Origin of the sequence: Mesorhizobium sp. LNHC229A00 (assembly GCF_000502415.1) — a bacterium.
In the GTDB taxonomy this organism is placed as follows: Bacteria; Pseudomonadota; Alphaproteobacteria; order Rhizobiales; family Rhizobiaceae; genus Mesorhizobium.
Genome location: NZ_AYWQ01000022.1, coordinates 1 through 21,621, shown reverse-complemented (window position 1 = coordinate 21,621; position 21,621 = coordinate 1). Strand labels below are relative to the sequence as shown.

The 21,621-nt window shown below is 64.2% G+C and carries 23 protein-coding genes and 1 pseudogene; 10 read left to right on the top strand and 14 right to left on the bottom strand.

What is annotated here, in order from left to right; translation table 11 throughout:
• Nucleotides 1–28: 28 nt before the first annotated feature.
• The 3 genes from X742_RS143320 to X742_RS143330 all read right to left on the bottom strand — a co-directional run bounded on the left by X742_RS143320 (nt 29) and on the right by X742_RS143330 (nt 1,890).
• Entirely contained in the window at nt 29–508 is a 480-nt protein-coding gene (locus tag X742_RS143320; RefSeq protein ID WP_023774831.1) for a tetratricopeptide repeat protein, read from the bottom strand.
• Nucleotides 509–538: 30 nt separating this feature from the next.
• On the bottom strand, nt 539–1,510 hold the full coding sequence (locus tag X742_RS143325; RefSeq protein ID WP_023774830.1) for an MBL fold metallo-hydrolase: 972 nt from the start codon (nt 1,508–1,510) through the stop codon (nt 539–541).
• A gap of 134 nt (nt 1,511–1,644) precedes the next feature.
• Nucleotides 1,645–1,890, bottom strand: coding sequence for a DUF680 domain-containing protein (locus X742_RS143330; protein WP_023774829.1), 246 nt, complete (start codon nt 1,888–1,890; stop codon nt 1,645–1,647).
• A 125-nt stretch (nt 1,891–2,015) separates the two neighbouring features.
• Here X742_RS143330 and X742_RS1000000174320 point away from each other — a divergent pair, with 125 nt between their 5' ends.
• The 4 genes from X742_RS1000000174320 to X742_RS143345 all read left to right on the top strand — a co-directional run bounded on the left by X742_RS1000000174320 (nt 2,016) and on the right by X742_RS143345 (nt 7,803).
• Entirely contained in the window at nt 2,016–2,333 is a 318-nt protein-coding gene (locus tag X742_RS1000000174320) for a hypothetical protein (protein ID WP_156939455.1), read from the top strand.
• A gap of 197 nt (nt 2,334–2,530) precedes the next feature.
• A complete protein-coding gene (locus tag X742_RS143335; protein ID WP_023774828.1) occupies nt 2,531–6,649 on the top strand; it encodes a Pls/PosA family non-ribosomal peptide synthetase in 4,119 nt (1,372 codons plus the stop codon).
• A 57-nt stretch (nt 6,650–6,706) separates the two neighbouring features.
• Nucleotides 6,707–7,153: a GNAT family N-acetyltransferase gene (locus tag X742_RS143340; RefSeq protein WP_245275628.1), complete on the top strand. Its 447-nt coding sequence runs from the start codon at nt 6,707–6,709 to the stop codon at nt 7,151–7,153.
• Nucleotides 7,150–7,803, top strand: coding sequence for a 4'-phosphopantetheinyl transferase superfamily protein (locus X742_RS143345; protein ID WP_023774826.1), 654 nt, complete (start codon nt 7,150–7,152; stop codon nt 7,801–7,803). Before X742_RS143340 ends, X742_RS143345 begins: the two co-directional genes overlap by 4 nt.
• A gap of 295 nt (nt 7,804–8,098) precedes the next feature.
• Here the strand turns inward: X742_RS143345 and X742_RS143350 are convergent, their stop codons facing one another.
• The 3 genes from X742_RS143350 to X742_RS143360 all read right to left on the bottom strand — a co-directional run bounded on the left by X742_RS143350 (nt 8,099) and on the right by X742_RS143360 (nt 10,403).
• On the bottom strand, nt 8,099–9,226 hold the full coding sequence (locus X742_RS143350; protein ID WP_031248512.1) for a KamA family radical SAM protein: 1,128 nt from the start codon (nt 9,224–9,226) through the stop codon (nt 8,099–8,101).
• A gap of 86 nt (nt 9,227–9,312) precedes the next feature.
• Nucleotides 9,313–10,209 carry an NmrA family NAD(P)-binding protein gene (locus tag X742_RS143355; protein ID WP_023774824.1) on the bottom strand — a complete coding sequence of 299 codons (897 nt, stop codon included), beginning with the start codon at nt 10,207–10,209 and terminating at the stop codon, nt 9,313–9,315.
• Nucleotides 10,206–10,403 (bottom strand): DUF1127 domain-containing protein, encoded by a 198-nt coding sequence (locus X742_RS143360; RefSeq protein WP_023774823.1) that lies wholly within the window; start codon nt 10,401–10,403, stop codon nt 10,206–10,208. Before X742_RS143360 ends, X742_RS143355 begins: the two co-directional genes overlap by 4 nt.
• Before the next feature lie 215 nt (nt 10,404–10,618).
• Between X742_RS143360 and X742_RS143365 the strand changes: the two genes are divergently transcribed.
• Nucleotides 10,619–11,530 carry a transcriptional regulator GcvA gene (locus X742_RS143365; protein WP_023774822.1) on the top strand — a complete coding sequence of 304 codons (912 nt, stop codon included), beginning with the start codon at nt 10,619–10,621 and terminating at the stop codon, nt 11,528–11,530.
• A gap of 74 nt (nt 11,531–11,604) precedes the next feature.
• Here the strand turns inward: X742_RS143365 and X742_RS143370 are convergent, their stop codons facing one another.
• Nucleotides 11,605–12,057, bottom strand: a complete 453-nt coding sequence (locus X742_RS143370; RefSeq protein WP_023774821.1) for a helix-turn-helix domain-containing protein — start codon at nt 12,055–12,057, stop codon at nt 11,605–11,607.
• A 92-nt stretch (nt 12,058–12,149) separates the two neighbouring features.
• Between X742_RS143370 and X742_RS143375 the strand changes: the two genes are divergently transcribed.
• Nucleotides 12,150–12,467, top strand: coding sequence for a YciI family protein (locus X742_RS143375; RefSeq protein WP_023774820.1), 318 nt, complete (start codon nt 12,150–12,152; stop codon nt 12,465–12,467).
• 51 nt (nt 12,468–12,518) lie between these two features.
• Nucleotides 12,519–13,334, top strand: coding sequence for an oxidoreductase (locus X742_RS143380; RefSeq protein WP_023774819.1), 816 nt, complete (start codon nt 12,519–12,521; stop codon nt 13,332–13,334).
• 157 nt (nt 13,335–13,491) lie between these two features.
• On the opposite strand, the gene arsK is transcribed toward X742_RS143380, so the two are convergent.
• The 4 genes and pseudogenes from arsK to X742_RS143395 all read right to left on the bottom strand — a co-directional run bounded on the left by arsK (nt 13,492) and on the right by X742_RS143395 (nt 16,195).
• A complete protein-coding gene (arsK, locus tag X742_RS143385; protein ID WP_023774818.1) occupies nt 13,492–14,718 on the bottom strand; it encodes an arsenite efflux MFS transporter ArsK in 1,227 nt (408 codons plus the stop codon).
• Entirely contained in the window at nt 14,699–15,112 is a 414-nt protein-coding gene (arsC, locus tag X742_RS143390) for an arsenate reductase (glutaredoxin) (protein WP_023774817.1), read from the bottom strand. Before arsC ends, arsK begins: the two co-directional genes overlap by 20 nt.
• Nucleotides 15,109–15,800, bottom strand: a pseudogene (locus tag X742_RS03460) (MIP/aquaporin family protein). Before X742_RS03460 ends, arsC begins: the two are co-directional and overlap by 4 nt.
• A 41-nt stretch (nt 15,801–15,841) precedes the next feature.
• On the bottom strand, nt 15,842–16,195 hold the full coding sequence (locus X742_RS143395; RefSeq protein ID WP_023774815.1) for a metalloregulator ArsR/SmtB family transcription factor: 354 nt from the start codon (nt 16,193–16,195) through the stop codon (nt 15,842–15,844).
• A gap of 105 nt (nt 16,196–16,300) precedes the next feature.
• On the opposite strand from X742_RS143395, the gene X742_RS143400 reads away from it, so the two are divergent.
• On the top strand, nt 16,301–16,774 hold the full coding sequence (locus X742_RS143400; protein ID WP_245275627.1) for a DUF6428 family protein: 474 nt from the start codon (nt 16,301–16,303) through the stop codon (nt 16,772–16,774).
• 77 nt (nt 16,775–16,851) lie between these two features.
• Here X742_RS143400 and X742_RS143405 read toward each other — a convergent pair whose 3' ends face one another.
• Together X742_RS143405 and X742_RS143410 are read right to left on the bottom strand one after the other, a co-directional pair.
• Nucleotides 16,852–17,064, bottom strand: coding sequence for a 4-oxalocrotonate tautomerase family protein (locus X742_RS143405; RefSeq protein WP_023774813.1), 213 nt, complete (start codon nt 17,062–17,064; stop codon nt 16,852–16,854).
• Between the two features lie 88 nt (nt 17,065–17,152).
• Complete coding sequence (locus tag X742_RS143410; RefSeq protein WP_023774812.1) at nt 17,153–17,908, bottom strand: SDR family oxidoreductase; 756 nt, start codon at nt 17,906–17,908, stop codon at nt 17,153–17,155.
• A 104-nt stretch (nt 17,909–18,012) separates the two neighbouring features.
• Between X742_RS143410 and X742_RS143415 the strand changes: the two genes are divergently transcribed.
• Together X742_RS143415 and X742_RS143420 are read left to right on the top strand one after the other, a co-directional pair.
• Complete coding sequence (locus X742_RS143415) at nt 18,013–18,906, top strand: LysR family transcriptional regulator (protein WP_023774811.1); 894 nt, start codon at nt 18,013–18,015, stop codon at nt 18,904–18,906.
• A gap of 149 nt (nt 18,907–19,055) precedes the next feature.
• Nucleotides 19,056–20,714: an acyl-CoA synthetase gene (locus tag X742_RS143420; RefSeq protein WP_023774810.1), complete on the top strand. Its 1,659-nt coding sequence runs from the start codon at nt 19,056–19,058 to the stop codon at nt 20,712–20,714.
• A gap of 362 nt (nt 20,715–21,076) precedes the next feature.
• Here X742_RS143420 and X742_RS143425 read toward each other — a convergent pair whose 3' ends face one another.
• Nucleotides 21,077–21,439 carry a nuclear transport factor 2 family protein gene (locus X742_RS143425; protein WP_023774809.1) on the bottom strand — a complete coding sequence of 121 codons (363 nt, stop codon included), beginning with the start codon at nt 21,437–21,439 and terminating at the stop codon, nt 21,077–21,079.
• Between the last annotated feature and the right edge of the window lie 182 nt (nt 21,440–21,621).

The following is a 21,621-nucleotide window of genomic DNA, read 5'->3' as shown; positions in this document are numbered from 1 at the left end:
ATTGCCATTCGCAATCCGGGGGGAGAACTTACTTCGTCACCTTGGTGTCGATGGCTTTCCGCAGGTCGGAAAGCTCGTCGCAGCCGGCGGGGCACAGTTTCTGCAGGGAGGCCAGTTGCTCATCGGCCTTGGCCATGTCGCCGGTCTCGACATAGAGTTCGCCCAGATATTCGCGGGCGGCCTTGTGGTCGGGTTTCAGCTCCAGGGCCTTGTTGTAGTAGGTCAGCGCGGTGGTGAAGTCGCCGGTCTTGCGCAGCGTGAAGCCGAGCAGATTGTAGACGTCGGCCTGCTGGTTGTCCTGTGCGAGGTCGCGCAGATCCGCCAGCGCGCCCTTGTAATCCTTGGCGTCGATCTTGGCCTTGACGGCGGTGAGGTCGGGCGCGTCGGCACCCTCGATATCATCGACCGCATAGGCCGGGATGATGGTTGCGACGGGAACCACGGTCAGCACGGCAATGGCGCCGAGCAGGCCAAACAGGGCGTGCTTGCCCAGATAGCATTGTTTCATTGTCTGTCTCGCTAGGATTGAGTTACCCGTTCAAATTTGAACGGGAGAGAAGCCGTAGGCATTGCCGTCCTTGACGAAGACGCCGGTGCCCGGGAACGGGAAGTGCGAACCGGAAATGCGGATGTTGTCCGCGATCACCCGGTCGATAATCTTGTGGCGCGTGGCGATCGCCGTCGGCCCGTCCTGGTCATAGGCACCCTGCCATTCCGGATGCGGCGCGAGAAGCGCCGGCACATACATGGTGTCGGCCGAGATCATCAGTTGTTCCTTGCCGGAATTGGCGAGGTACACCGAATGTCCCGGCGTGTGGCCGGGGGCTGCGATGATCTGGATGCCGGGCGCGACCTCGGCGCCGTCCTCGACCAGCTTCCAGTTCTTCCATTTCGGGAAGTTTTCGGCGATGCGCTTGCCCGCCGGCTTGCGGCCCTCTGGCAGCTTGGCCAGCCTGCTGGGGTCGGTCCACCACTTGTATTCGGTGGCGTTGACGATCAGCTCGGCATTGGGGAACACCGGCGTGTTGGTGCCCTTCTCCATCAGGCCCCAGGCATGGTCGGGGTGGAAATGCGAGATCATGATGGTGTCGATCGCCTTGTAGTCGATGCCGGCGGCGGCCATGTTGGCCGGCAAATGCGTGGCATTGGCCTGCCACTGGCCGACGCCCGAGCCGGCATCCATCATGATCAGCCTGCCGCCCATCTTGAGCACGGCGACGGTGAGCGGAATGGGCATGAAGTCGGTCGTCAACCCCGCCTTGGCGAGCGCTGCCTTGGTATCATCGACCGAAACATCCTTGATGAAGGCCGGGTCGTGCGGCTTCTTCCAGATGCCGTCATAGATGGCGGTCACCTCGATATCGCCGACCGTGTATTTGTAGAAGCCGACGGTGGGTTCCACCGGCGTCTGCGCGAAAGCGGGCCGGGTGAATTCCAGCTTGCCGGCAAGGCCGAAGGCGGCAGCGGCGGCGGCGGATTGAAGCACTGTGCGGCGTGACATGCTGAACATGGTGATCTCCTCTGTTGAGTGGTGACTATGGCGCGAAAGGTCGAATGGAATGACGGAGCGCGAAGCCCCTGGCCCTCCGTCGCTGGTCGCGGGATCGGATCGGCGCCGTCGGGATCCGGTGCCGAGCCGTGAACTCAGTTGCCCCAGATGCCCTGGCCGGGTTCCTTCGCATCGGATTTGGTCGCCGGCCGGCTCGGCCCGGTCGTCACCTTGGTATCGACGCCATGAGGACGTGCCGTGTAGGGGATCGAGGCGGTGGCATTGGTGTCGACAGCGGCGCCAGGCTGGTTGACGTTATCGGCGCCGAAATGGTCGCTGCCGGCAAAGGCAGAAGTCGAGGCAAGCAACATNGCAGCCACGCTGAGAGCGAGCTTGGTCATTTCGGTAAATCCTTGTTTCGTTTTCTTAGGGTCGCGGACCGCAAGATTGCTCCGCTTGCAGAGAAGACCCGCAAGGGCCGCGCTTTATTCCCGGGCGGTATGAGATTTTTCTGGAAGGGCTGAAATTGCGGGAAGCGGTCCTATGGAAGACTGCCCAGACACAATTCAGAAACAAGATTCAACAGTTCGGAAAAACTGGCGAAAAGATCGGCTGGCATAAGCATCCCTCAACGGCCGGAAATCTGGCCGCCGCACAAGCACTGACACAGGCGCACGGACACAGGCGCACGGAATTGGGTACGGCAATGCAAAGAGGTTCGAACGGATCGACGGGTGCCCTGCCCGGCATGTCGCTCGCCGCCGGTAGCGCCCAGGCAACGCGCGCGCTTGCGCGATGCGCCCATGCTCCCGAAACTGTGAAAACGGAGCGGTCGATTCCGTGATAACCGCCCGGCCAAAGAGGGTACGGCCGGCGATCGCCGGCCTGAATTCCCGAATCTTCCGTTCTGGAAGCTTCGGTCATTCCCCCTCCATGAACAACGATGAAATTGCAGCGACGGCACAGTCGGCAATGCTCGCCGGCGCGGCGGCGTGACCGAGATGTGCCTGTAACGGCTTGCCAGGACGAGAAAGTTTGGAAATGGACCACGGTATCGATATCGCCGAACTGGACAGGGAAGCGGCAAGAGCGGGCACAGGGCCCGAGACCAGCCCCGACAGCATCGATGCACTTGCGGGAGTTGCAGCCGGAGCGCACGGCCAAGTCCTGGCGGGCGCCGATTTTGCCCGAGCGGGTCAGCCGGACGAGCGGCTCGACAAGGTCTTCGAGCAACTCGCCGAAACATTCGCCACGCTGCCGGCGGTGATCTCCGAGGGCCGCACCTGGACCTATAGGGAACTGGACAAGCGCGCCAACCAGTTCGCTCGCCTGCTGGTCAAGCGCGGCGTGCGGCCTGGTCACCGTGTCGGGCTCATCCTCGACCGGTCCGCCGAAACCTATGTGGCCCTGCTCGCCGTGGTGAAGGCAGGCGCCGCCTTCGTGCCGCTGGCCACCGCCTTTCCGCAAGAGCGCATGGCGCTCATCATCGAAGACGCCAGCGTCAGCCTGGTCGTCACCATCGCCACCTACGCGTCGCGGGCCGACCAGTTGCCGGTTCCGCACCTGTTGATCGACAGCGCCGCCGCCGAAATATCAGCCCAGTCCGACGCGCCGCTGAAGCCGCACAAGGCGCCGGCCCCCGCTGAGGTCGAAGACATCTGTTACATCCTCTATACATCGGGCACCACCGGCAGGCCCAAGGGCGTCGCCATCCGCCATCAAAGCTTCGTCAACTTCATCCGCGTCGCCGCCGCATCCTACGGCTACCGGCCGGGCGATCGCGTCTACCAGGGCATGACCATCGCGTTCGACTTTTCCTCCGAGGAGATATGGGTGCCGTTCGTCGCCGGCGCGACGGTCGTGCCGGCACCAGGCCAGATGCCGCTCGTGGGCGAAGAGCTCGCCGATTTCCTGCGCCATCACGACATCACCTGCATGGCCTGCAGCCCGACGCTTCTGTCGTCCATGACATCGGACGTGCCCAGCCTTCGCACGCTGCTGGTCGGCGGCGAGGCCTGCCCGCACAATCTGGTGGTGCGCTGGTCGAAGCCCGGGCGGCAGATCCTCAACACCTATGGCCCCACCGAGGCGACCGTCACGGCAACCATGGGTGCACTGACGCCGAACCGGCCGGTGACGATCGGCGCGCCGCTGCCCACCTATTCGATCGTCATTCTCGACCCTTCGCTACCTCAGCTTGCCGAACCTGGCGAACTGGGCGAGATCGGCATTGCCGGCATCGGGCTGGCGGTCGGCTATCTCAACAGGCCGGACCTGACCGAACAGAAGTTCATCACCGATTTCCTCGGCCTGCCGAACAACCCGTCGAAGCGCATCTACCGCACCGGCGACCTTGGCCGGATCAGCGACGCCGGCGAGATCGAGTATGCCGGGCGCATCGATACTCAGGTGAAGATCCGCGGCTATCGCATTGAACTCGGCGAGATCGAGGCCGTGCTGCTCGACCAGCCCGAGATCGCGCAGGCCGCCGTCACCACCTGGGAGATCGAGCCCGGCCGCGTCGAACTTGTTGCCTATTACGCGCCCAAGGCCGGCCAGCCGCCGCTCTCGCGCGCCGACATCGCCCAGACGATGAAGCGGCGGCTGCCGGATTACATGGTGCCCTCCTATCTTGAGGAACTGCCGGCGATCCCGATGACGGTCTCCAACAAGGTCGACCTTCGCCAGTTGCCCAAACCGACCAGCGTCCGGCTCTCGGCCGACCGCGCCATGGTGCCGCCCGGCAACGACGACGAGCGTTTCCTGGCCGACGCGCTATGCGCCGTGCTGAAATTCGACGACGTTTCCGTCGAGGACAATTTCTTCGACGATCTCGGCGCCAACTCGCTGCTCATGGCGCATTTTTGCGCGCGCGTGCGCACGCGGAAGGAATGGGCGACGACGTCGATGCGCGACATCTATCTCTACCCAACGGTGGCGCGCCTGGCCAAGCACCTGAGCGTGGCGGAAGAGATGACGACGGCCACCAACGAGCCCGTTCTCACCCGCCAAGCGTCCAATTTCGTCTACTGGACCTGCGGCGCGGCGCAGTTGCTGTTTTACGCAGCCTACAGCTACGTGGCCTTGTGGGCGATCAATGACGGCCTCAACTGGGTCTATGACACGCTCGACGACCCGCTGCAGCTTTATTTCAGGTGCGTGGTGCTCTCGGCCGGTGTGTTCTTCGGCATGTCGGGCTTTGCCATTGCCGCCAAATGGGTGCTGGTGGGCCGCTGGAAAGCGGAAGCGTTCCCGATCTGGGGCCTGCGCTATTATCGCTTCTGGGTGGTCAAAACCTTGATCCGTACGGCACCCGTCGTGCTGTTCCGCGGAAGCCCGCTCTACAGCCTCTACCTGCAGCTTCTGGGAACCAGGATCGGCAAGAACGTGGTCATCGAATCCCGCGCCGTTCCCGTGTGCACGGACCTGATTTCGATCGGCGACCGAACGATCCTGCGCAAGGAATCGCTGATCCTGGGCTATCGCGCCCAGGCCGGCTATATCCATACCGGGCCGCTGACCATCGGCCGCGATGCCTTCGTCGGCGTCGGCTGCACGCTCGACATCGACACCGCGATAGGCGATGGCGGCCAGCTCGGTCATTCCTCCTCGCTGCAGCGCGGGCAAAGCATCCCCGACGGCGAACACTGGCATGGATCGCCCGCGGTGCCGACCACGGCGGACTATTGCAAGGTGCGCAATGTCAATCCTCCCCGCATCCGGCGCTTCCTCTACGAGGCCGTGCAGCTGATAGGACTGTTTGCCATCGTCACGCCGCTGCCGCTTTTGTTCCACAGCTATTGGGAGAATGTCGGCGACGACTATCAGGAGACGATCGGCATTGTGGCGATCGGCACCACGGTCACGCTGTTCGGCTACATCGTCGCGGCTTTTTTCGCCGCCACGGTGGTGCCGCGCCTGTTCAGCCTGATCCTGAAACCCGGCCGTACCTACACGCTTTATGGCTTCCGCTACTGGCTGCAAACGGTTGCCGAGTTCTCGAGCAACTCGCGCGTGCTCGGCCTGCTGTTCGGTGACAGCTCGGCTATCGTCCATTACATGAGCGCCATCGGCTGGAACCTCAACAAGGTGGTGCAGACAGGCTCCAATTTCGGCTCCAACCAGCAACACGAAAACCCGCTGCTATGCGAGATCGGCACCCAGACCATGGTGTCAGACGGGCTTTTCATGATCAACATGCACAAGTCCGCTTCCGCGTTCCGGCTCGAGCCGACCCGGATCGGCGAACGCAACTATCTCGGCAACAACATCTACTATCCGCCGGATGGACGCACGGGCGACAACGTCCTGCTCGGCACCAAGGTGATGGTCCCCATCGACGGGCCATTGCGCGAGAATGTCGGCCTTCTGGGCTCGCCGCCCTTTGAAATCCCACGCATGGTGAACCGCGACAAGGAACTCATCGCCGGCATCGACGAGCAAGACCGGCGCCAGCGCATCCCGCTCAAGAACCGTCACAATCTGGTGACGATCCTCCTATTCATGGCGACGCAATGGGTCATGCTGTTCGCCACGCTGGCGATCTGGGATCGCGCACTGAACTACTACACCGAATGGGCTGAGATCGCCCTCTTCGTGGCGGTGCTTTTGACCTCGGCGATCACCATTCCGTTCTACATCTTCGTTGAGCGGGCAAGCCTCGGTTTTCGCAAGCTGAAACCGCGGATAACGACGATCTACGACGTCACCTTCTGGCGTCACGAGCGCCACTGGAAGCTCGCGGATTCGCCTGTTGTGCGCCTGTTCGCCGGCACGCCGTTCCGGCCGATGATCCTGCGCATGCTCGGGGTCCAGGTGGGTAAGCGCGTCTATGACGGCGGCGCCAACCTGACCGAGCGTTCCCTCGTGGTGATCGGCGACGACGTCACGCTCAATGAAGGCTGCGTCATCCAGGCCCACTCGCTGGAAGAAGGTGCGTTCAAGTCCGACTTCATCCGTATCGGCGATGGCTGCACGCTCGGACCGTCCGCCTTTGTCCATTACGGCGTGGTGATGGGCAAGGGATCGATGGTCGATGCCGATTCCTTCGTGATGAAGGGCGAGGAGTTGGAGCCCAACTCGATCTGGCGCGGCAACCCGGCCAAGCTGCACCGGTTCGTCGAGCCGGTCATGGAAGACGGCTCCAGGGCGTCGTCCTGACCCTCGATCCCGATCGTCGGAGGCCACGTGGCAGAGCGATCCGGAAGCACCGTGGACATCCGGATCGGCCCGGTCACCCCAGCCAATCGCGCTTTGGTTACCGCATTGCAGCTGGCGCCGGAGCAGATGGACTTCGTCGCCAGCAACGCAGCCTCCCTGCGTGAGGCCAAATCCGATCGCGGCGCGCGGCCACGCGCGGTCATGGCAGGCGAACAGATCGTGGGGTTCGTGATGTACGAGGCGCCGCGGGACGATGACGAGGCGCGCATCTACCGCTTGATGATCGACCGCGCCTGGCAGGGCCGGGGCTACGGCAAGGCCGCATTGCGTGAAGTGCTGAAGGAAATCGGTGGGCTCGGCCACATCAGGCACGTGTCGATCTGCTACGAACCGGAGAATGAAGCGGCACGGCGGCTCTATCGCAGCGCCGGCTTCGTCGAACAGGGGCTCGACGAGGACGGCGAAATGATCGCGGATCTCATTCTGCCCACCGGCCACCGATGACGCCGCCCGCCGAGCCGTCCGAGGAAATCGCCCTGGCGCGCGCCATGGCCGCCATGGCTCCGGCCGGGGTCCGCACCGGTTGCCGGATCATCCGCGAAGGCGACGAGACCCATCTGTTGCCGGCGGAAGCACGCTCCATCCCCGCCCGCCAGCCGTCCATGCGGCGGGCCAGCGGCGCGGCGCGATTGATCGCGCACCGGCTGCTGACGGATGCCGGCTTCGACGGTTTCGCCCTCTTGCGCGGGCCGTCCGGTGCACCCGCCTGGCCGGAGGGGATAACGGGCTCGCTCGCGCATGACGACGACATGGCCGTGGCGGCGGTCGCGGCTGTTGCCGGCATCGGCTCGCTCGGCATCGACGTCGAGCCGGCGCTGGCCCTGCCCGATGAGATTTTCTCGCTCGTGGCAATTCCCGAGGACCGGATCGACGCCGCCGACCGGCAGCTCGCCGGCCGCATCCTTTTCGCCGCCAAGGAAGCGGTCTACAAGGCCGCCTATCCGCTGGATCGCGAGGTGCTGGGCTATGAGGATATCGGCGTGGACCTCAAGGCCGGCCGCGCGACGACAACGACAGGCCGCAGCGTCAGCCTGGTCTATTGTACTGCCCCGCGTGTCGTGGTGTTGGCGTTTGTCGAGGGTGATAGGGTTTAGCGAGGGCGGACGCGGTTATCCCGCTGCGCAGCGATCTCCGCCGTTGGCGCTGCCCCTCACTGTCCTGCCGGACATCTCTCCCCGTATAGTGACGGGGAGAGAGGACCAGCTGCGACGCCGTTGGTCTTCCCGCAACGCACGAGATTGGCGAAATCGGCGACGGCAGCGCCCCTCTCCCCGTCACTATACGGGGAGAGGATGCCGGCAGGCAGGTGAGGGGCAGCGCAAACACTGGCCACTATGAATAGTCGCTATGACGCATGGCGTTATTTATCCAGTGGAAAGCATCATGGCGTCACGAACCGGCATTCGGTTTGCACGAAGACCCTTCGCCCACAATCTCGGTGTACTCTTTCACCTGCCCATCCAGCCCACGTATGCGCCAGCTCTGCCCGTCCTGTTCCTCGACATGGCAAGGTCCGAGCGGCACCTTGCCGCCCCCGTCGGGCAGGTCGAGCACATAGACAGGGTTGCAGATCCCCGACAGGCGCGCGCGCAGCGCTTCCACCAACGCCTGGCCCTGTGCGATCGTGGTGCGCCTGTGCGCCATGCCGCGTGCGAGATCGCCATGATGGAGGTAGTAGGGTTTTATCCCCAGCCGGTACATCAGCTCGCGGCAGAGCTCTTCCAGCGCGTCGACCGTATCGTTGACGCCCTTCAGCAGAACGCTCTGGTTGAGCATCACGAAGCCGGCCTGTCGCAAGGCGCGGCAGGCCACTTCAGTGGCGTCGGTGATCTCGCGCGCGTGGTTGAAGTGGGTGACCACCGTCACCATCAGCCGGCCCTGCAGCGCCGCGACAAGCCCTGGCGTGATGCGCGACGGCAGCGCCACCGGCACGCGCGTGTGGAGGCGCAGCAACCTCACATGGGCGATGTCCTCGATGCGCGCCCGGATTTCGGCCAGTGCCTTGTCGGGCAGCGACAGCGGATCGCCGCCGGTCAGGATCACTTCGCGGATTTCGGGATGGCCCGATATATAGGCCAGCGCCGGCTCCAGCGCCTCGCGCGTATAGCCACGGCCGATCGACGTCAGCGATTCCTTGCGGAAGCAGAACCGGCAATAGACCGCGCACTGATAGGTCGGGAACAACAGCACCCTATCGGCATGGCGATGCGTCAGGCGCGGCACCGGGCTGAATTCGTGATCGGCGATCGGGTCGCCAAGCTCGCCCTCCGCCTCGTCCAATTCCTCAGGCGACGGGATCACCTGCGCCCGGATCGGGTCGGCGGGATCGTTCCAGTCGATCAAGTCGAGATAGGCCTTTGGCGCGCGCACCTTGTGAAGCGCCGCGGCGGCTTGCGCGGCTTCGCGCTCGGCCGGCGAGAGCGGCAGGGAAGCGAGGTCGTGCACATGGCGCACGCCGGCGCGGACATCGTCTTGCCAGGCGATGTCGGCGGCGCGGGTCGCTTTGAGGTCGGTCATCGGTGTCTCGGCTGTTTGCGCGGACCTATCGACCGGATGGACAGCGCGGTCAACCGCTGTCGCAACGCCAACCATGTCCCCCGCCTTCACAACCTAGGCCCACCCGCGCCAGCCATCGCCACAAAAGCGCTTTCGATCGTCTCCAACCTCAGCTCCGGATAAAGCGTCCCGGCTTCCGGGGTGGCCGTCTCAAGCGCGGTTTCGCCGCGGATCCAGAATGCGCGCAGCAATCCAAGGCCGGGAACCGCCGCGATCAGCGCCTCCAGCTCCTCGGCGCTCATCTGCTTGACACGCGGCGAGCGGCCGCTCACTTGCCGCCACAGCTCGATCATCGCGCTCTGCGTAGTCTTGTTCTGCGCGATCCGTATCTCGCTGCGAACAGCATTGGGATCCTCCAGCGCGCGCATGGTGACCGCGGCGATATCCTTCTCGCTGACGAAGGTCGCCGGCACGTTGCCCTCGCCATAGAGCGTCACCTCGTCGGGCGGCAGCGGCGACGATCCGAAGCGCGTCAGGTCGCCCAGCGTCGCCACCCAGGTCGAGAAGAAGCCGTTGGTGTAGATCACCGTATAGGGCAGGTCTGCCTCCCGGACCGCGTCGAAGACGGCCCGCTTGATGTCGAGCGGTTCGATCGAGCCGGGCGCGGCGGCGGCAAAGTCGAGGCCGAAGCCGGCGGAGGGCACATAGCGGGAGACGCCGGCATCCCTGATCGCGCGCACCAGTGTCATCTCGCTGGCCGAGCCGACATGCACCGAACTGATGACGCGGTCGACCTTGCCGACGGCGCGCACAAGACTGTCATAGTCGTCGAGATCGCCGACATGCACGGTGGCGCCGAGCTCCTTCAGGGAGCGCATCCGCGCTTCATTGGCCGAAGTTGCCTGCCGGGCCAGGACATGGAGGCTGTCGCCATTGCGCGCGCTGGCCTTGGCCATCTCGCTGCCGAGCAGTCCGGTGGCGCCGATAATCAGGGTGCTGGTCATATCGCCCTCCCATTGGCCAGAATTTCGTTAGCAAGGATGGAACCATCCCAGTCGCGTTCAAGGCCGATGTCATGCAAACGGCGATCGGGAAGCCGGGAGATCCGGCGCAATGTGCGGCGGCGCTCGAACGCTGCCGCGCTTCGCATGGCAAGGCCGCTCATCGCGGCGCCGATGGGTCGAAGGGTCAAGGTCATGTTCGTCTCCTGTGTTTCACTGGGCGCAAGCCCGCCGATGTCGCCCGGGTGGGGCGAGCATGACGATTGCTCACACTTGTCTGGTCAATTCAGCGCATCGATGAACCGGAAGGCCGGTGTGGATGCTTGGTACGCCTGAATATTGGGCCGTTGAGGGCTGGACGACAAACGACTCTTTGTGCAGGATTTGTGAGCAACACTCACAGGTCGATCCGATGCCGCGCAGACTGCCGCCCCTCACCGCTTTGCCCGCCTTCGACGCGGCCGCCAGGCATTTGAGTTTCTCCAAGGCCGCCGGAGAGCTCAACCTCACCCATGGCGCGGTCAGCCGCGCCATCCGCAACATCGAGGACAGGCTGGGCATCCAGCTCTTCGATCGCGGCACACGCTCCGTGCGTCTGACCGCTGTCGGCGCGGCCTATGCGGCGGAAGTCGGCAAGGCGCTCGACCAAATCGCCGCCGCCACCATCGCCGCCACGCCCGACCGCTCGACGCGCATCCTCAATGTCAGCACGTCCGACGGTTTCGCCGGCCGCTGGTTGGTGCCGAGGCTGCATCGTTTCCATCGCGCCAATCCCGACATCGACGTGCGGCTGGCGACTTCGGGCGTGCTGGCCGATTTCGTCAGCGACGGCATCGACATATCCATCCGCTACGGCCGCGGCGGCTATAGCGGGGTGACCGCGGAATTCCTCGCCGACGAGGAGGTCTTCCCCGTCTGCAGTCCGGAATTGCTGCAAGGCGAGCATCCGCTGCGGCAGCCGGACGATTTGAGGCACCACAAACTGATCCACGACGCCTTTCGGATCGACTGGGCGACATGGCTTGAGCAGGCCGGTGTCGAAGGCATCGACCCCACACGCGGCGTACGCTTCGATTCCGCCACCTTCGCCGTGGAGGCCGCCGTGCACGGCGAAGGCGTGCTGCTCGGCCGCAGCGCGCTGGTCTCGGCCGACCTCGCGGCAGGCCGGCTGGTCCGGCCCTTCGATCTCGCGCTGAAATCGGCGGCCAGCTACTACGTCGTCTATCCTGAAGGCGCGCTGCGCCAGAAAAAGATCAGGGCGTTCCGCGACTGGCTGTTCGCGGAAGTGGCCGCCGACTGGATTGATGCGAACAAGAGCGGCTGATCCGACGAACGCCCACCTGAATTCCCTCTCTTGCCGGCCAGATATCGCCGTTCGCTCCGGAGTTGCGCATCCAGTCAGTCCGACGGGCCGTCAGGCAGCTTGGGCATGACGATCCGTATGGGACGGCTGCCGATCGGCGCTCCGGTCCCGCGATCGATGCTGACTGGGTCGATCTCGGTTCCTGTCTCGGCGTCGAAGAACCGGGTGAAATTGCCACCGCCCCGGTGCTTGCTGCCCCAAGCGGCGAGCGAGAACAGCACCGGAAGCAAATCCCGACCGGCCTCGGTCAACAGATATTCATCCCGTGGCGGCCGCTCCGAATATCGCCGTTTCTCCAGCAGCCCTTCCTGCGTCAAGGTCGCCAACCGGCTCGTCAGCATCGTCGGAGCGATGCCGAGATTCTTGCGAAATTCGTCGAAACGGCTGAGCCCCGCATGGGCATCGCGCATGATCAACATGCTCCACGCGTCGCCCACCGTGCCGAGGCTGCGGGCGATCAAACAGGGCTGGCTGGAAAGATCCTTCACATCGATACCATTTTGATAGTGACTTACTACTAATTTGATAGTATCTTATCCCGCGAGGCCGTTCCACCGAAAAATGATGGTGACGGCCGCACATGGCGCCGCTGGAGTCCCAAATGAAGTTCTATCTGTGCAAGTACATCCCGCCCCGTGCCGACTTTCGTGCATCCATGACCGGCGACGAGCGGGAATGGATGAGGCAGCATGGCGCCTTCTTGGACGAGTTGCTCGACCGCGGACTGATCGTCGCCCATGGTCCGGTGATGGATCCAAGTGGCGGCTATGGCTTGTCGCTATTCCGGATCGGCGACGACCAGGACATCAAGGCGATAACCTCCCAAGACCCCATCGTGAGAAATGGCGCCGGCCATTACGAACATCACCCCATGCTTCATTTGAGCGTACACGGCTGACAAGTCCGACAGCACAAAGCGTCATGATCATGCATCTCGAAGGATATTGAAATGAGCAACAAAAATCGCGGCGTCGCCGTCGTCACCGGTGCAGCGGGCGGTATCGGCCTTGCGACAGCCAAAGCCCTTCTGTCGGCCGGCTACCGCGTCTTCGGCACGAGCCGGAAAGCCGCAACCGGGTCACCGCCGGGGATCACGATGCTGAGCTGCGACGTGACCGACGCGGACTCCGTCGCAAGCATGGTGTCGGAGGTCATAAGCCAGGCCGGGCGCATCGACCTGCTTATCAACAATGCCGGCAATGCCCTGATCGCGGGTGCGGAAGAATCGTCCATCGAACAGGCAAAGACCCTTTTCGACGTCAACGTCTTCGGTCTCATCCGCGTCACAAACGAGGTGCTGCCGATCATGCGACGTCAGGGCGGCGGCCGGATCATCAACATCAGCTCGGTTGTCGGCTTTGTCCCCAGCCCGTTCAGCGCGCTCTACACATCCACGAAACATGCCGTCGAGGGCTACTCCGAGTCGCTGGACCATGAGGTCCGCCCCTTCGGCATTCGCGTCCTGCTGGTCGAACCGGCCTTCACCCGTACGGCTCTCGATCACAATGCGACGAAGCCGGACAGGATGATGAGTGTCTATGACCAGGCGCGGGCAACGGCGACGGCGGTCTGGAACGGCGCGATCGAAAACGGCGATGCTCCCGAGGTCGTCGGACAGGCGGTCCTCACCGCGGCCACCGCGACATCGCCGAAGTTGCGCTATCCCGCCAGCAAGCAGGCGCGGCGCCTGTACCTGCTGCGACGGTTCGTTCCCGCGCATGCTTTCGACAAAAGCCTCCGAAAACAGATGAACCTGCCGTCGTGACAAAGGCGCGTAGCCGCTGTTCGGCGGGCCAGTTTTGAGACGCCAGACATCCGCTGCCGCGGCCGGACGATTTGAGGCACCACAACCCGATCCACGACGGTTCCGAGAGGGGGTCGGCGGAGTGGCGCCAAACCGCCTTGGGCATCCCTGCCCGCGTTCAGGTGGCGCTCGACACTTTCGCGATCGCCGCCAGCACCAGCAAAGCCAGACAGCCAACAAGCGCCATCAGGCCCAGCGACCAGGAAATGCCGATATGGGCCATGGCGAATGCCAGGGCGAACGGCGCGACCGCCGAGACGATCAGGCGGGCGGACATGGCGCGTCCCTGCAGCCGGCCGTAGCCTTCGCTGCCGAACAGCGTCAGCGGCAGTGCCCCGGTGACGATGCTGAACAGCCCGTTGCCCATTCCGAAGATGACTGCGAACGCCATTGCGCCGGCGACCGAAGGCGCGGTGCCAAGCAGAATGACCACGCCCGCCGTCATCAGCACGGCTGAGATGATGGCGAGCCGCAGCGGCGGCAGGTTGATCCCGAAGACCATATTGACGAAACGGCTGAGCACCTGTGACGGCCCGAACAGCGTCCCAACGATGGCGGCGGCGGTACCCAGACCGAGCCCGGACAGCAGCGGCACCATGTGGACCAGCACGGCGGCGCTGACCAGGTTCTGGAGCGAGAAAGCGACAACCATCAAGGCAAAGCCGAGCGGCCGCGCCGGGGCCGGCAGCGATCCCGCGACGTGCCGGGGCGGCTCGATCGCCGCGCGCCTGCTCCTGGCCAGCCCCTGCGATAGCCAGGCGTGCAGCGGCAGGCAGACCAGCAGGTTCAGCCCGGCGAAGACGAGGTAGACTTGTCGCCAAGGCAAATGCGCATGCATGGCCGATGTGATCGGCCAGAAGACGGTCGATGCGAAACCGGCGATGAGGGTGAGATAGCTTATGCTGAGCTGCGCGGCACGCGGCCGGATCTGGACCAGCAGCGCGAAGGCCGCGCCGTATTGGACAAGGTTCGATGCAGCCTGCAGCGCAACCAGCGCGGCGACGAAGGCTGGACCGTTGGGCGCATAGGCACAGGCGGCAAGCGAAGCGGCAGCAAGTGCCGAGCCGGCGGTCATGATCCGTCCCCCGCCAAAACGGTCGATCCAGCCGCCGAGCCAGGGTGCGGTCAGCCCGCCGGCCAGCAGCGCGGCCGACAGCGCGCCGAATATCCATTCGGTCGGCCAGCCCATATCCTTCGCCATGTCGCCGGCAAGGATGCTGAAACTGTAATAAAGCGTGCCGTAGCCGATAATCTGGGTGACCCCGAGCGCGGCGACAGCCGCTATCGGCGCACGCTCCGCGGTTTCGGCTTTTGCAAGGCTTCCGTCATTGCCCACCGGGGTCATGGCTCACCACCTCGCCGTCTTCCTTGGTGAACTGGCTCACCGGGTGGTCGAGCAGATCCAGCACAAGCTCGGACGGACGACACAGCCGTGTCCCTTTCGGCGTTTCGACGATCGGCCGGTTGATCAGGATCGGATGTTCGAGCATGGCATCGAGCAGTTGGCCGTCCGACCATTTTGGGTCGGCCAGGCCCAGTTCGGCATAGGGGGTGCCCTTTTCACGCAGCAAGGCGCGCACGGGAATTTCCAGCGTCGATATCAATTGCTCCAGCCGCGCACGTGGCGGCGGATGTTTCAGATATTCGACGATGGTCGGCTCCTCGCCGCTCGCCCTGATCATGGCAAGCGTGTTGCGCGAGGTCTCGCAGTCCGGATTGTGGTAGATGGTGGTCGTCATGGCCTGGCCTCGATGGGGAGCGGTTGAACGTGCGGCTGCAGCAGCCATGTCGTCAGCGCCAGGGCAATGCCCGCGCCGGCCAGTTCGGCGGCGATGAAGCCCGGCAGGCTTGCCGGACTGATTCCGGAAAACTGTCCGTCAGTGACCGTGCGGCAGCGACCGCCGGGTTGGCGAACGATGTCGATGCGGTAAACCAGTAGGCGGCAGTGATATAGAGGCCGACCAGCCAAGGGATGGCCGAGCGCTCGAAGCGCAGGCCGGCGAGAATGACCGCCAGCAACCCGAAGGTCGCGATCCCTTCCGAAAGCCAGAGCGCGGGTCCCGTTCGGTCATGCGTCGACAAGGCCAGCGGCGCAAGCCCGAACATCAGGTGCGCGCCGACCGTGCCGGCGACGCCGCCGGAGAATTGGGCGAGCGCGTACCAGGCGCAGTCGCTCGCCGGCAGCCGGCGCGACAGCGCCATGGCCATCGAAACGGCCGGATTGAAATGGGCGCCCGAGACCGGCCCCAGTATCGTGATGAGAACCACGAGGATCGCGCCCGTCGGCAAGGTGTTGCAAAGCAGCGCCAGCGCACGATCGGGCGTCAGCGACCGCGCCATGATGCCGGAGCCGACCACCGTGGCCACCAGCAGGCTCGTGCCGAGAGCTTCCGCCGCGAGCCGGCGCGGCAAATCAAAGCCGGCCATGTCCCGGATGGAGGACGCGCCAGGCACACGGTGGTCGCAAGTCATCGGGCAGGCTCCCGCGGGTCGGCCGCACAGCAGCCCGGCAACACCGCCGGCGCGCAGATTTCCGGCCGGCCGGAGCAACAATCCTCCATCAGGAAGCGGATAAGACCGCTCAGCATGTCGTACTCGGCGCTGTAGACCATGGAGCGGGAAGCGCGGCGCACGCTCACCAGCCCCGCGCGTTCAAGCTCCTTGAGGTGGAAGCTGACATTGGACGCCGAAACCTGGACCTTTTCGGCTATCGCACCGGCGGCAATGCCGTCGGGACCGGCAATCACCAGATGCCGCAGCACGCGCAGCCGCGTTTCCTGCGACAGCGCCGCGAAGGCCGACAGGGCTTGACGTTCATTCATATTTCAACAATCCTATGAATATTGAAGCAAGGATTATCGCACATGCTCGCCTCTGACAATCGGGAATTTGGCCCCGTGATCACAGCCGACCCGCAAGACATCACCATGGCCGGCTTGCTGGGCTTTCTGGCGGATCACAAGGACAGGCCGCTGGTGTTTTTCTACGAGGGCAGGCCGGTGCTGCCGGGCTACCATGTCACGGAGGTCAAGGCCGGCCGCTTCGACGCGCTCGACTGCGGCGGGAATCCGGAATCCTGGTCGGAGATCTTCGTGCAGCTATGGGACGTCAACGAGGACCGCACCCATATGCCGGCTGGAAAATTCGCGGCGATCATCCGGAAAGTGACCGAGCATGTCGGTCTCGACCAAGCGGCCAAGCTGACCTTCGAGGTCAGCGACGGCGTGCGCCCGATGCAGCTCTACCGGGCCGCCCTGCCCCGGCTGACCGACGGCGCCGTGCATGTCGAGCTTGCGCCACGGCCAGCGAGTTGCAAGCCGCGCGACCGCTGGCTGGAGGAGGAAAAGAGTGCCAAGGCCTGCTGCGGGCCCTCCGCCGGGCCACAACCATGCTGCGGCTAGCGAAGGGTCCTTTTGAGTATGCGAGCACCGGGGACGCAGGCGCGAGCCCTTTCCAGGTCGGCCGAATACCGCCGATCTTAGTCCTTGGCGCGAAAAGCGTCCGGCACCACGAACACCTCGTCGGCGCGGCCATAGCCGCCATCGGCGACTTCCTCCACCAGCACCATCGTGTAGGGCCGCACGCCCTCGCCGAAAAAGTCGACGAACATGGCTGTCGTGCGATGGATGAGGTCTTCCTTCTGCGCCTTGGAGAGCGCCGCCCGCGGCATCTTGATGTTGGCGAATGGCATGATCTTTTCCTTGTCTTCTCAATTGTTTGGGGTGGGTTTCAAAATGGGACGGGAGACAGGCCGCCACAGCAGCAGCGGCCAGCCTCCTTCAGATCACGCCGCCATTGGCGCGGATGATTTGCCCGTTGACCCAGGCACTGTCCGGCCCGGCTAGGAACGAGACCACGCCGGCAATGTCGTCGGGCTGGCCGAGCCTGCCGAGCGGGATCATTTTGGCCGTGGCCTCGATCTGCGCCGCGCTCTTGCCATCGGTGAACAGCGCCGTCTCGACTGGTCCGGGCGCCACCGCGTTGACGGTGATGCCGCGCGCGCCAAGCTCCTTGGCCAGGATGTGCGTCATCGCCTCGACCGCCGCCTTGGTGGCGGCATAGACGCCGTAACCCGGCTGATAGAGGCCGACCACGCTGCTCGAAAAATTGACGATGCGGCCACCATCGCGAAGGCGTTTTGCGCCTTCGCGCATGCCACGGAACACGCCGCCGAGATTGATCGCGACCTGGGTGTCGAAGAAGGCGTCATCGGCCTGCGCGATCGGCGAAAGCTTCATGATGCCGGCATTGTTGACCAGGATGTCGATGCCGCCGAACGCCTTCTCGCCCGCATCGAAAAGCTTGGCGATGCCGGCCGGATCCGCGATATCGGCCCGCACGGCGATCGCCTTGCCGCCATCGGCTTCGATGGCGCGCACCAGCGCCTCGGCCTCGGCCTGTCCCCGAACATAATTGACAACGACGGCGATACCGTCACGGGCGAGGCGCCGCGCGATCGCCGCACCGATGCCTTTGGAGGCGCCGGTCACGATCGCCGCTTTGGTTTGGTCCGTGCTCGTTTGGGCTGAAGTCATGGAAGTCTCTCCTTCTTGTTGGTGAGGTTGATATAGGTGGAGCCAGCTTCCGGGATAATCAGCCCTGTCTTGACATCACTATTCGGAAACTGCGAACAAAGAGCATGGATCGTCTGGACACGATGCGGCTCTTCGTTCGCGTGCTGGAACGGCGTAGCTTCACCGCTGCCGCCGCCGATCTCGGCCTGCCGCGCTCGACCGCAACGGAAGCGATCCGGCGGCTCGAAGAACATCTCGGCGCAAGGCTGCTGGAGCGCACCACACGCCAGGTAAACGCCACGCAGGACGGCGAGGCCTATTACCGGCGCTGCCTGTCCATCCTGGCCGAGATCGAGGATGCAGAGGCCGCCTTCCACAATGCGGAACCCTTCGGCCTGCTGCGCATCGACGCCAGCACGCTGCTCACGCGCACCTTCCTGTTGCCGCGCCTGCCGGAATTCCTGGCCCGCTTTCCGCGCGTCGACCTGCAGATCGGCCAGAGCGACCGGCTGGTCGACTTGGTGCGCGAGGGTGTCGACTGCGTCATCCGCGTCGGCGAGCCGCCCGACAGCGGCATGATCATGCGCCGCCTTGGCATGATCCGCGAGATGACCTGCGCCAGCCCCGCCTATCTCTCTCGCCACGGCACGCCCGCCTCCCCCGATGCGCTGGACGGCCACCAGGCGGTCGGCTTCGTCTCCTCCCGCAGCGGCGAAGTGCTGCCCTTCGAATTCACCGTCGGCGGCAAGACGCGCGAGGTGAGGCTGCCCGGCCGCGTCGCCGCCAACAATTCCGACACCGCCGCCGACCTCGCCCGGCTTGGCCTCGGCCTCATCCAGGCACCGCGCTACCGCTTCGAGAAGGATTTGGCGGAGGGAACACTGGTCGAGGTGCTGGCCGAGTATCCGCCCTCGCCGACACCGCTGTCGGCGCTCTATCCGCAAAACCGGCAGCTTTCGCCGCGTCTGCGCGTCTTCCTCGACTGGGCGGCACGCATTTTCGCCGAGGCGAACTTGTAAGAGCAATTCCAGTATTTGGCGGTTTTCTGTCCGGTATTGCGTCAACACAAAGGAACAGGCACTCGCCGTTGCCCATCGGCGCCATCTGATGTCAATGTCGCCGCGACAGCGCGCCATGGGGAGATGGCGCGCCGACAGGGAGGATTTTCATGACCAAGACGCAAGCCGGCTTGCCGCGCTATGACGATGCCGTTGCAAGCTTTCGTATCGAGGACGAGATCACCAGACTGCAGGGCGACCCCGCGACCGGCATCAACGCATATGTCGAATGCTGCGGCCGGCATACCGGGCGAAACCGCCTGGCGCTACGCGCCATCTCGGCCGACGGCGAACTCAGCGAATTCAGCTTCGAGGATCTCGCCGACATGTCGGGCCGGGTCGGCACTCTGCTGAAGGAGTTGGGCGTCGGCCCGGGCGATGTCGTGGCCGGAATGCTGCCGCGCATCCCCGAACTGCTGGCGCTTATCCTCGGCACCTGGCGCATCGGCGCGGTCTACCAGCCGCTGTTCACCGCCTTCGGCCCGAAGGCGATCGAACACCGGCTCGGCTACAGCGGCGCAAAGCTGGTGGCGACCAATCCGGCCAATCGCGGCAAGCTCGACGAGGTCGCGAACCCTCCGCGAATAGCCATCATCCTCGGGGCGGGCGACGCCCTGCCCCCGGGCGACATCGATTTCCGCGTCGCCCTTGCCGCCGCTTCACCCAACCGCGCCCCGGTGATGTGCAAGGGCGAAGACCTGTTCATGATGATGTCGACCTCGGGCACCACCGGCCTGCCCAAGGGCGTGCCGGTACCGCTCAACGCGCTGCTCGCCTTCGGCGCCTATATGCGCGACGCGATCGGCCTGCGCCCAAACGACATCTTCTGGAACATCGCCGATCCCGGCTGGGCCTATGGCCTCTACTACGCCATCACGGGACCCCTGCTGCTCGGCATCGCCACGACCTTCAACGAGGGCGCCTTCACCGCCAAAAACACCTATGATGTCATCGAGCGGCTCGGCGTCACCAGTCTCGCCGGCTCCCCCACGGCCTTCCGCCTGCTGCTCGCCGAAGGTCCCGACCCCGCCGCGCGTGCAAAAGGCCGGCTGCGCGTGGTGAGCAGCGCCGGCGAGCCGCTCAACCCGGAAGTGATCCGCTGGTTCGACGCCCACCTCGCCGCGCCCATCCACGACCATTACGGCCAGACCGAGAACGGCATGATGGTCAACAATCACCATGGCCTGGCGCACCCCTTCCGCGCCGGCTCGGCTGGCTTTGCCATGCCGGGCTACCGCATGGTGGTGTTGGACGAGGCCGGCAACGAGCTCGGCCCCAACCAGCCCGGCATCCTTGCCGTCGACATCGCCAACTCGCCGCTGCGCTGGTTCGACGGCTACCACCAGGCCGAAACGCCGGCCATATCGGGCGGCTACTACCGAACGGGCGACACGGTGGAATACGAGCCGGACGGCTCGGTCTCCTTCATCGGCCGCGCCGACGACGTCATAACCTCGTCCGGCTACCGCATCGGCCCCTTCGACGTCGAAAGCGCGCTGATCGAACATCCCGCCGTCAACGAGGCGGCGGTGGTCGGCGTGCCCGACCCCCAGCGCACCGAGATCGTCAAGGCCTTCGTCATCCTGGCGCCCGCCTACGAAGGCAGCACGGAACTCGCGGAAGAACTGGCGCGACATGTCCGCGAACGCCTCTCGGCCCATGCCTATCCGCGCGAGATCGACTTCGTCGGGGAATTGCCGAAGACCCCGAGCGGCAAGATCCAACGGTTTTTGTTGCGCATGGCTGAGGTGGAGAAGAGGAAGGGTTGAAGGGCGGCGGGAAGATTGGAGTGGGTCCTGCGCCAATTGCTGAGACTTGCAGAGGAGGGGGTGGAAAAGCGACCTTTAAGAAAGGCATGACCTGCGCTGACGCGCATGATTTCCGCGGCAATCAATTTTTGAATTTGCCACGGGTTGCGATCGCGAATGCCATGTTATTCCAACTTGCTGATGGTGTTGGACGCATGCTGCGCAGCTGATCCCCAATGGCCTGCCGCTCGGGAGAGTACGCTGGCAACTTTGGAGAGAGGTCTCTTGCCAGGGTGCGCGCCACCACCGCGCAAAGCCGTAAAAAGCGAAGGCCTTCAGACGCCCGTCTGCAGTTCAACTGCGATCGTCGATACGGATCATCCCTATTGATGAAGGTGATAGAGCTTGCCGACGATCTTCCACTCTCCGGAGATCTTGAGCAGGGAAAGATAATCGGTGAACTTCATGCTCCCGAACTCGTTCTCGATCTTGACGATGGCTGCGTCGTTGGTGACGTCGATTAAGCTGATCGTCCAGCTTGGGCCGTGATTCGGCGGCAGGCCCGCACCCAGTACCTCGCCCACATAGGCATCCACGGATAGCCATTCGACCGCGTTTTGATAATTGCCGATCACCGATGCAGAGGGATGGAAGATAGATCGCAGCCCTTCCTCGTCAGCAACTGACATGGCTAGGGTATAACGTTCAACGGCAGCGCTTATCAGCCCTTCATCGGTCTGTGACATCAAGGCAGCTCCAATCCTTACCCAACGGCATACTGCAATTAAAAGCCATAAGCCACCTCATGGCGTCGCTTCGCGTCCCCATCGCCTCGCACCTGTCGAAGTTATAACTGCCGCCAGGCGTAAGCGGGCGTGGTTCAAATGAGGAGTTTGGATTGGCTGAGCATTGATGAGTTTCAATGAGA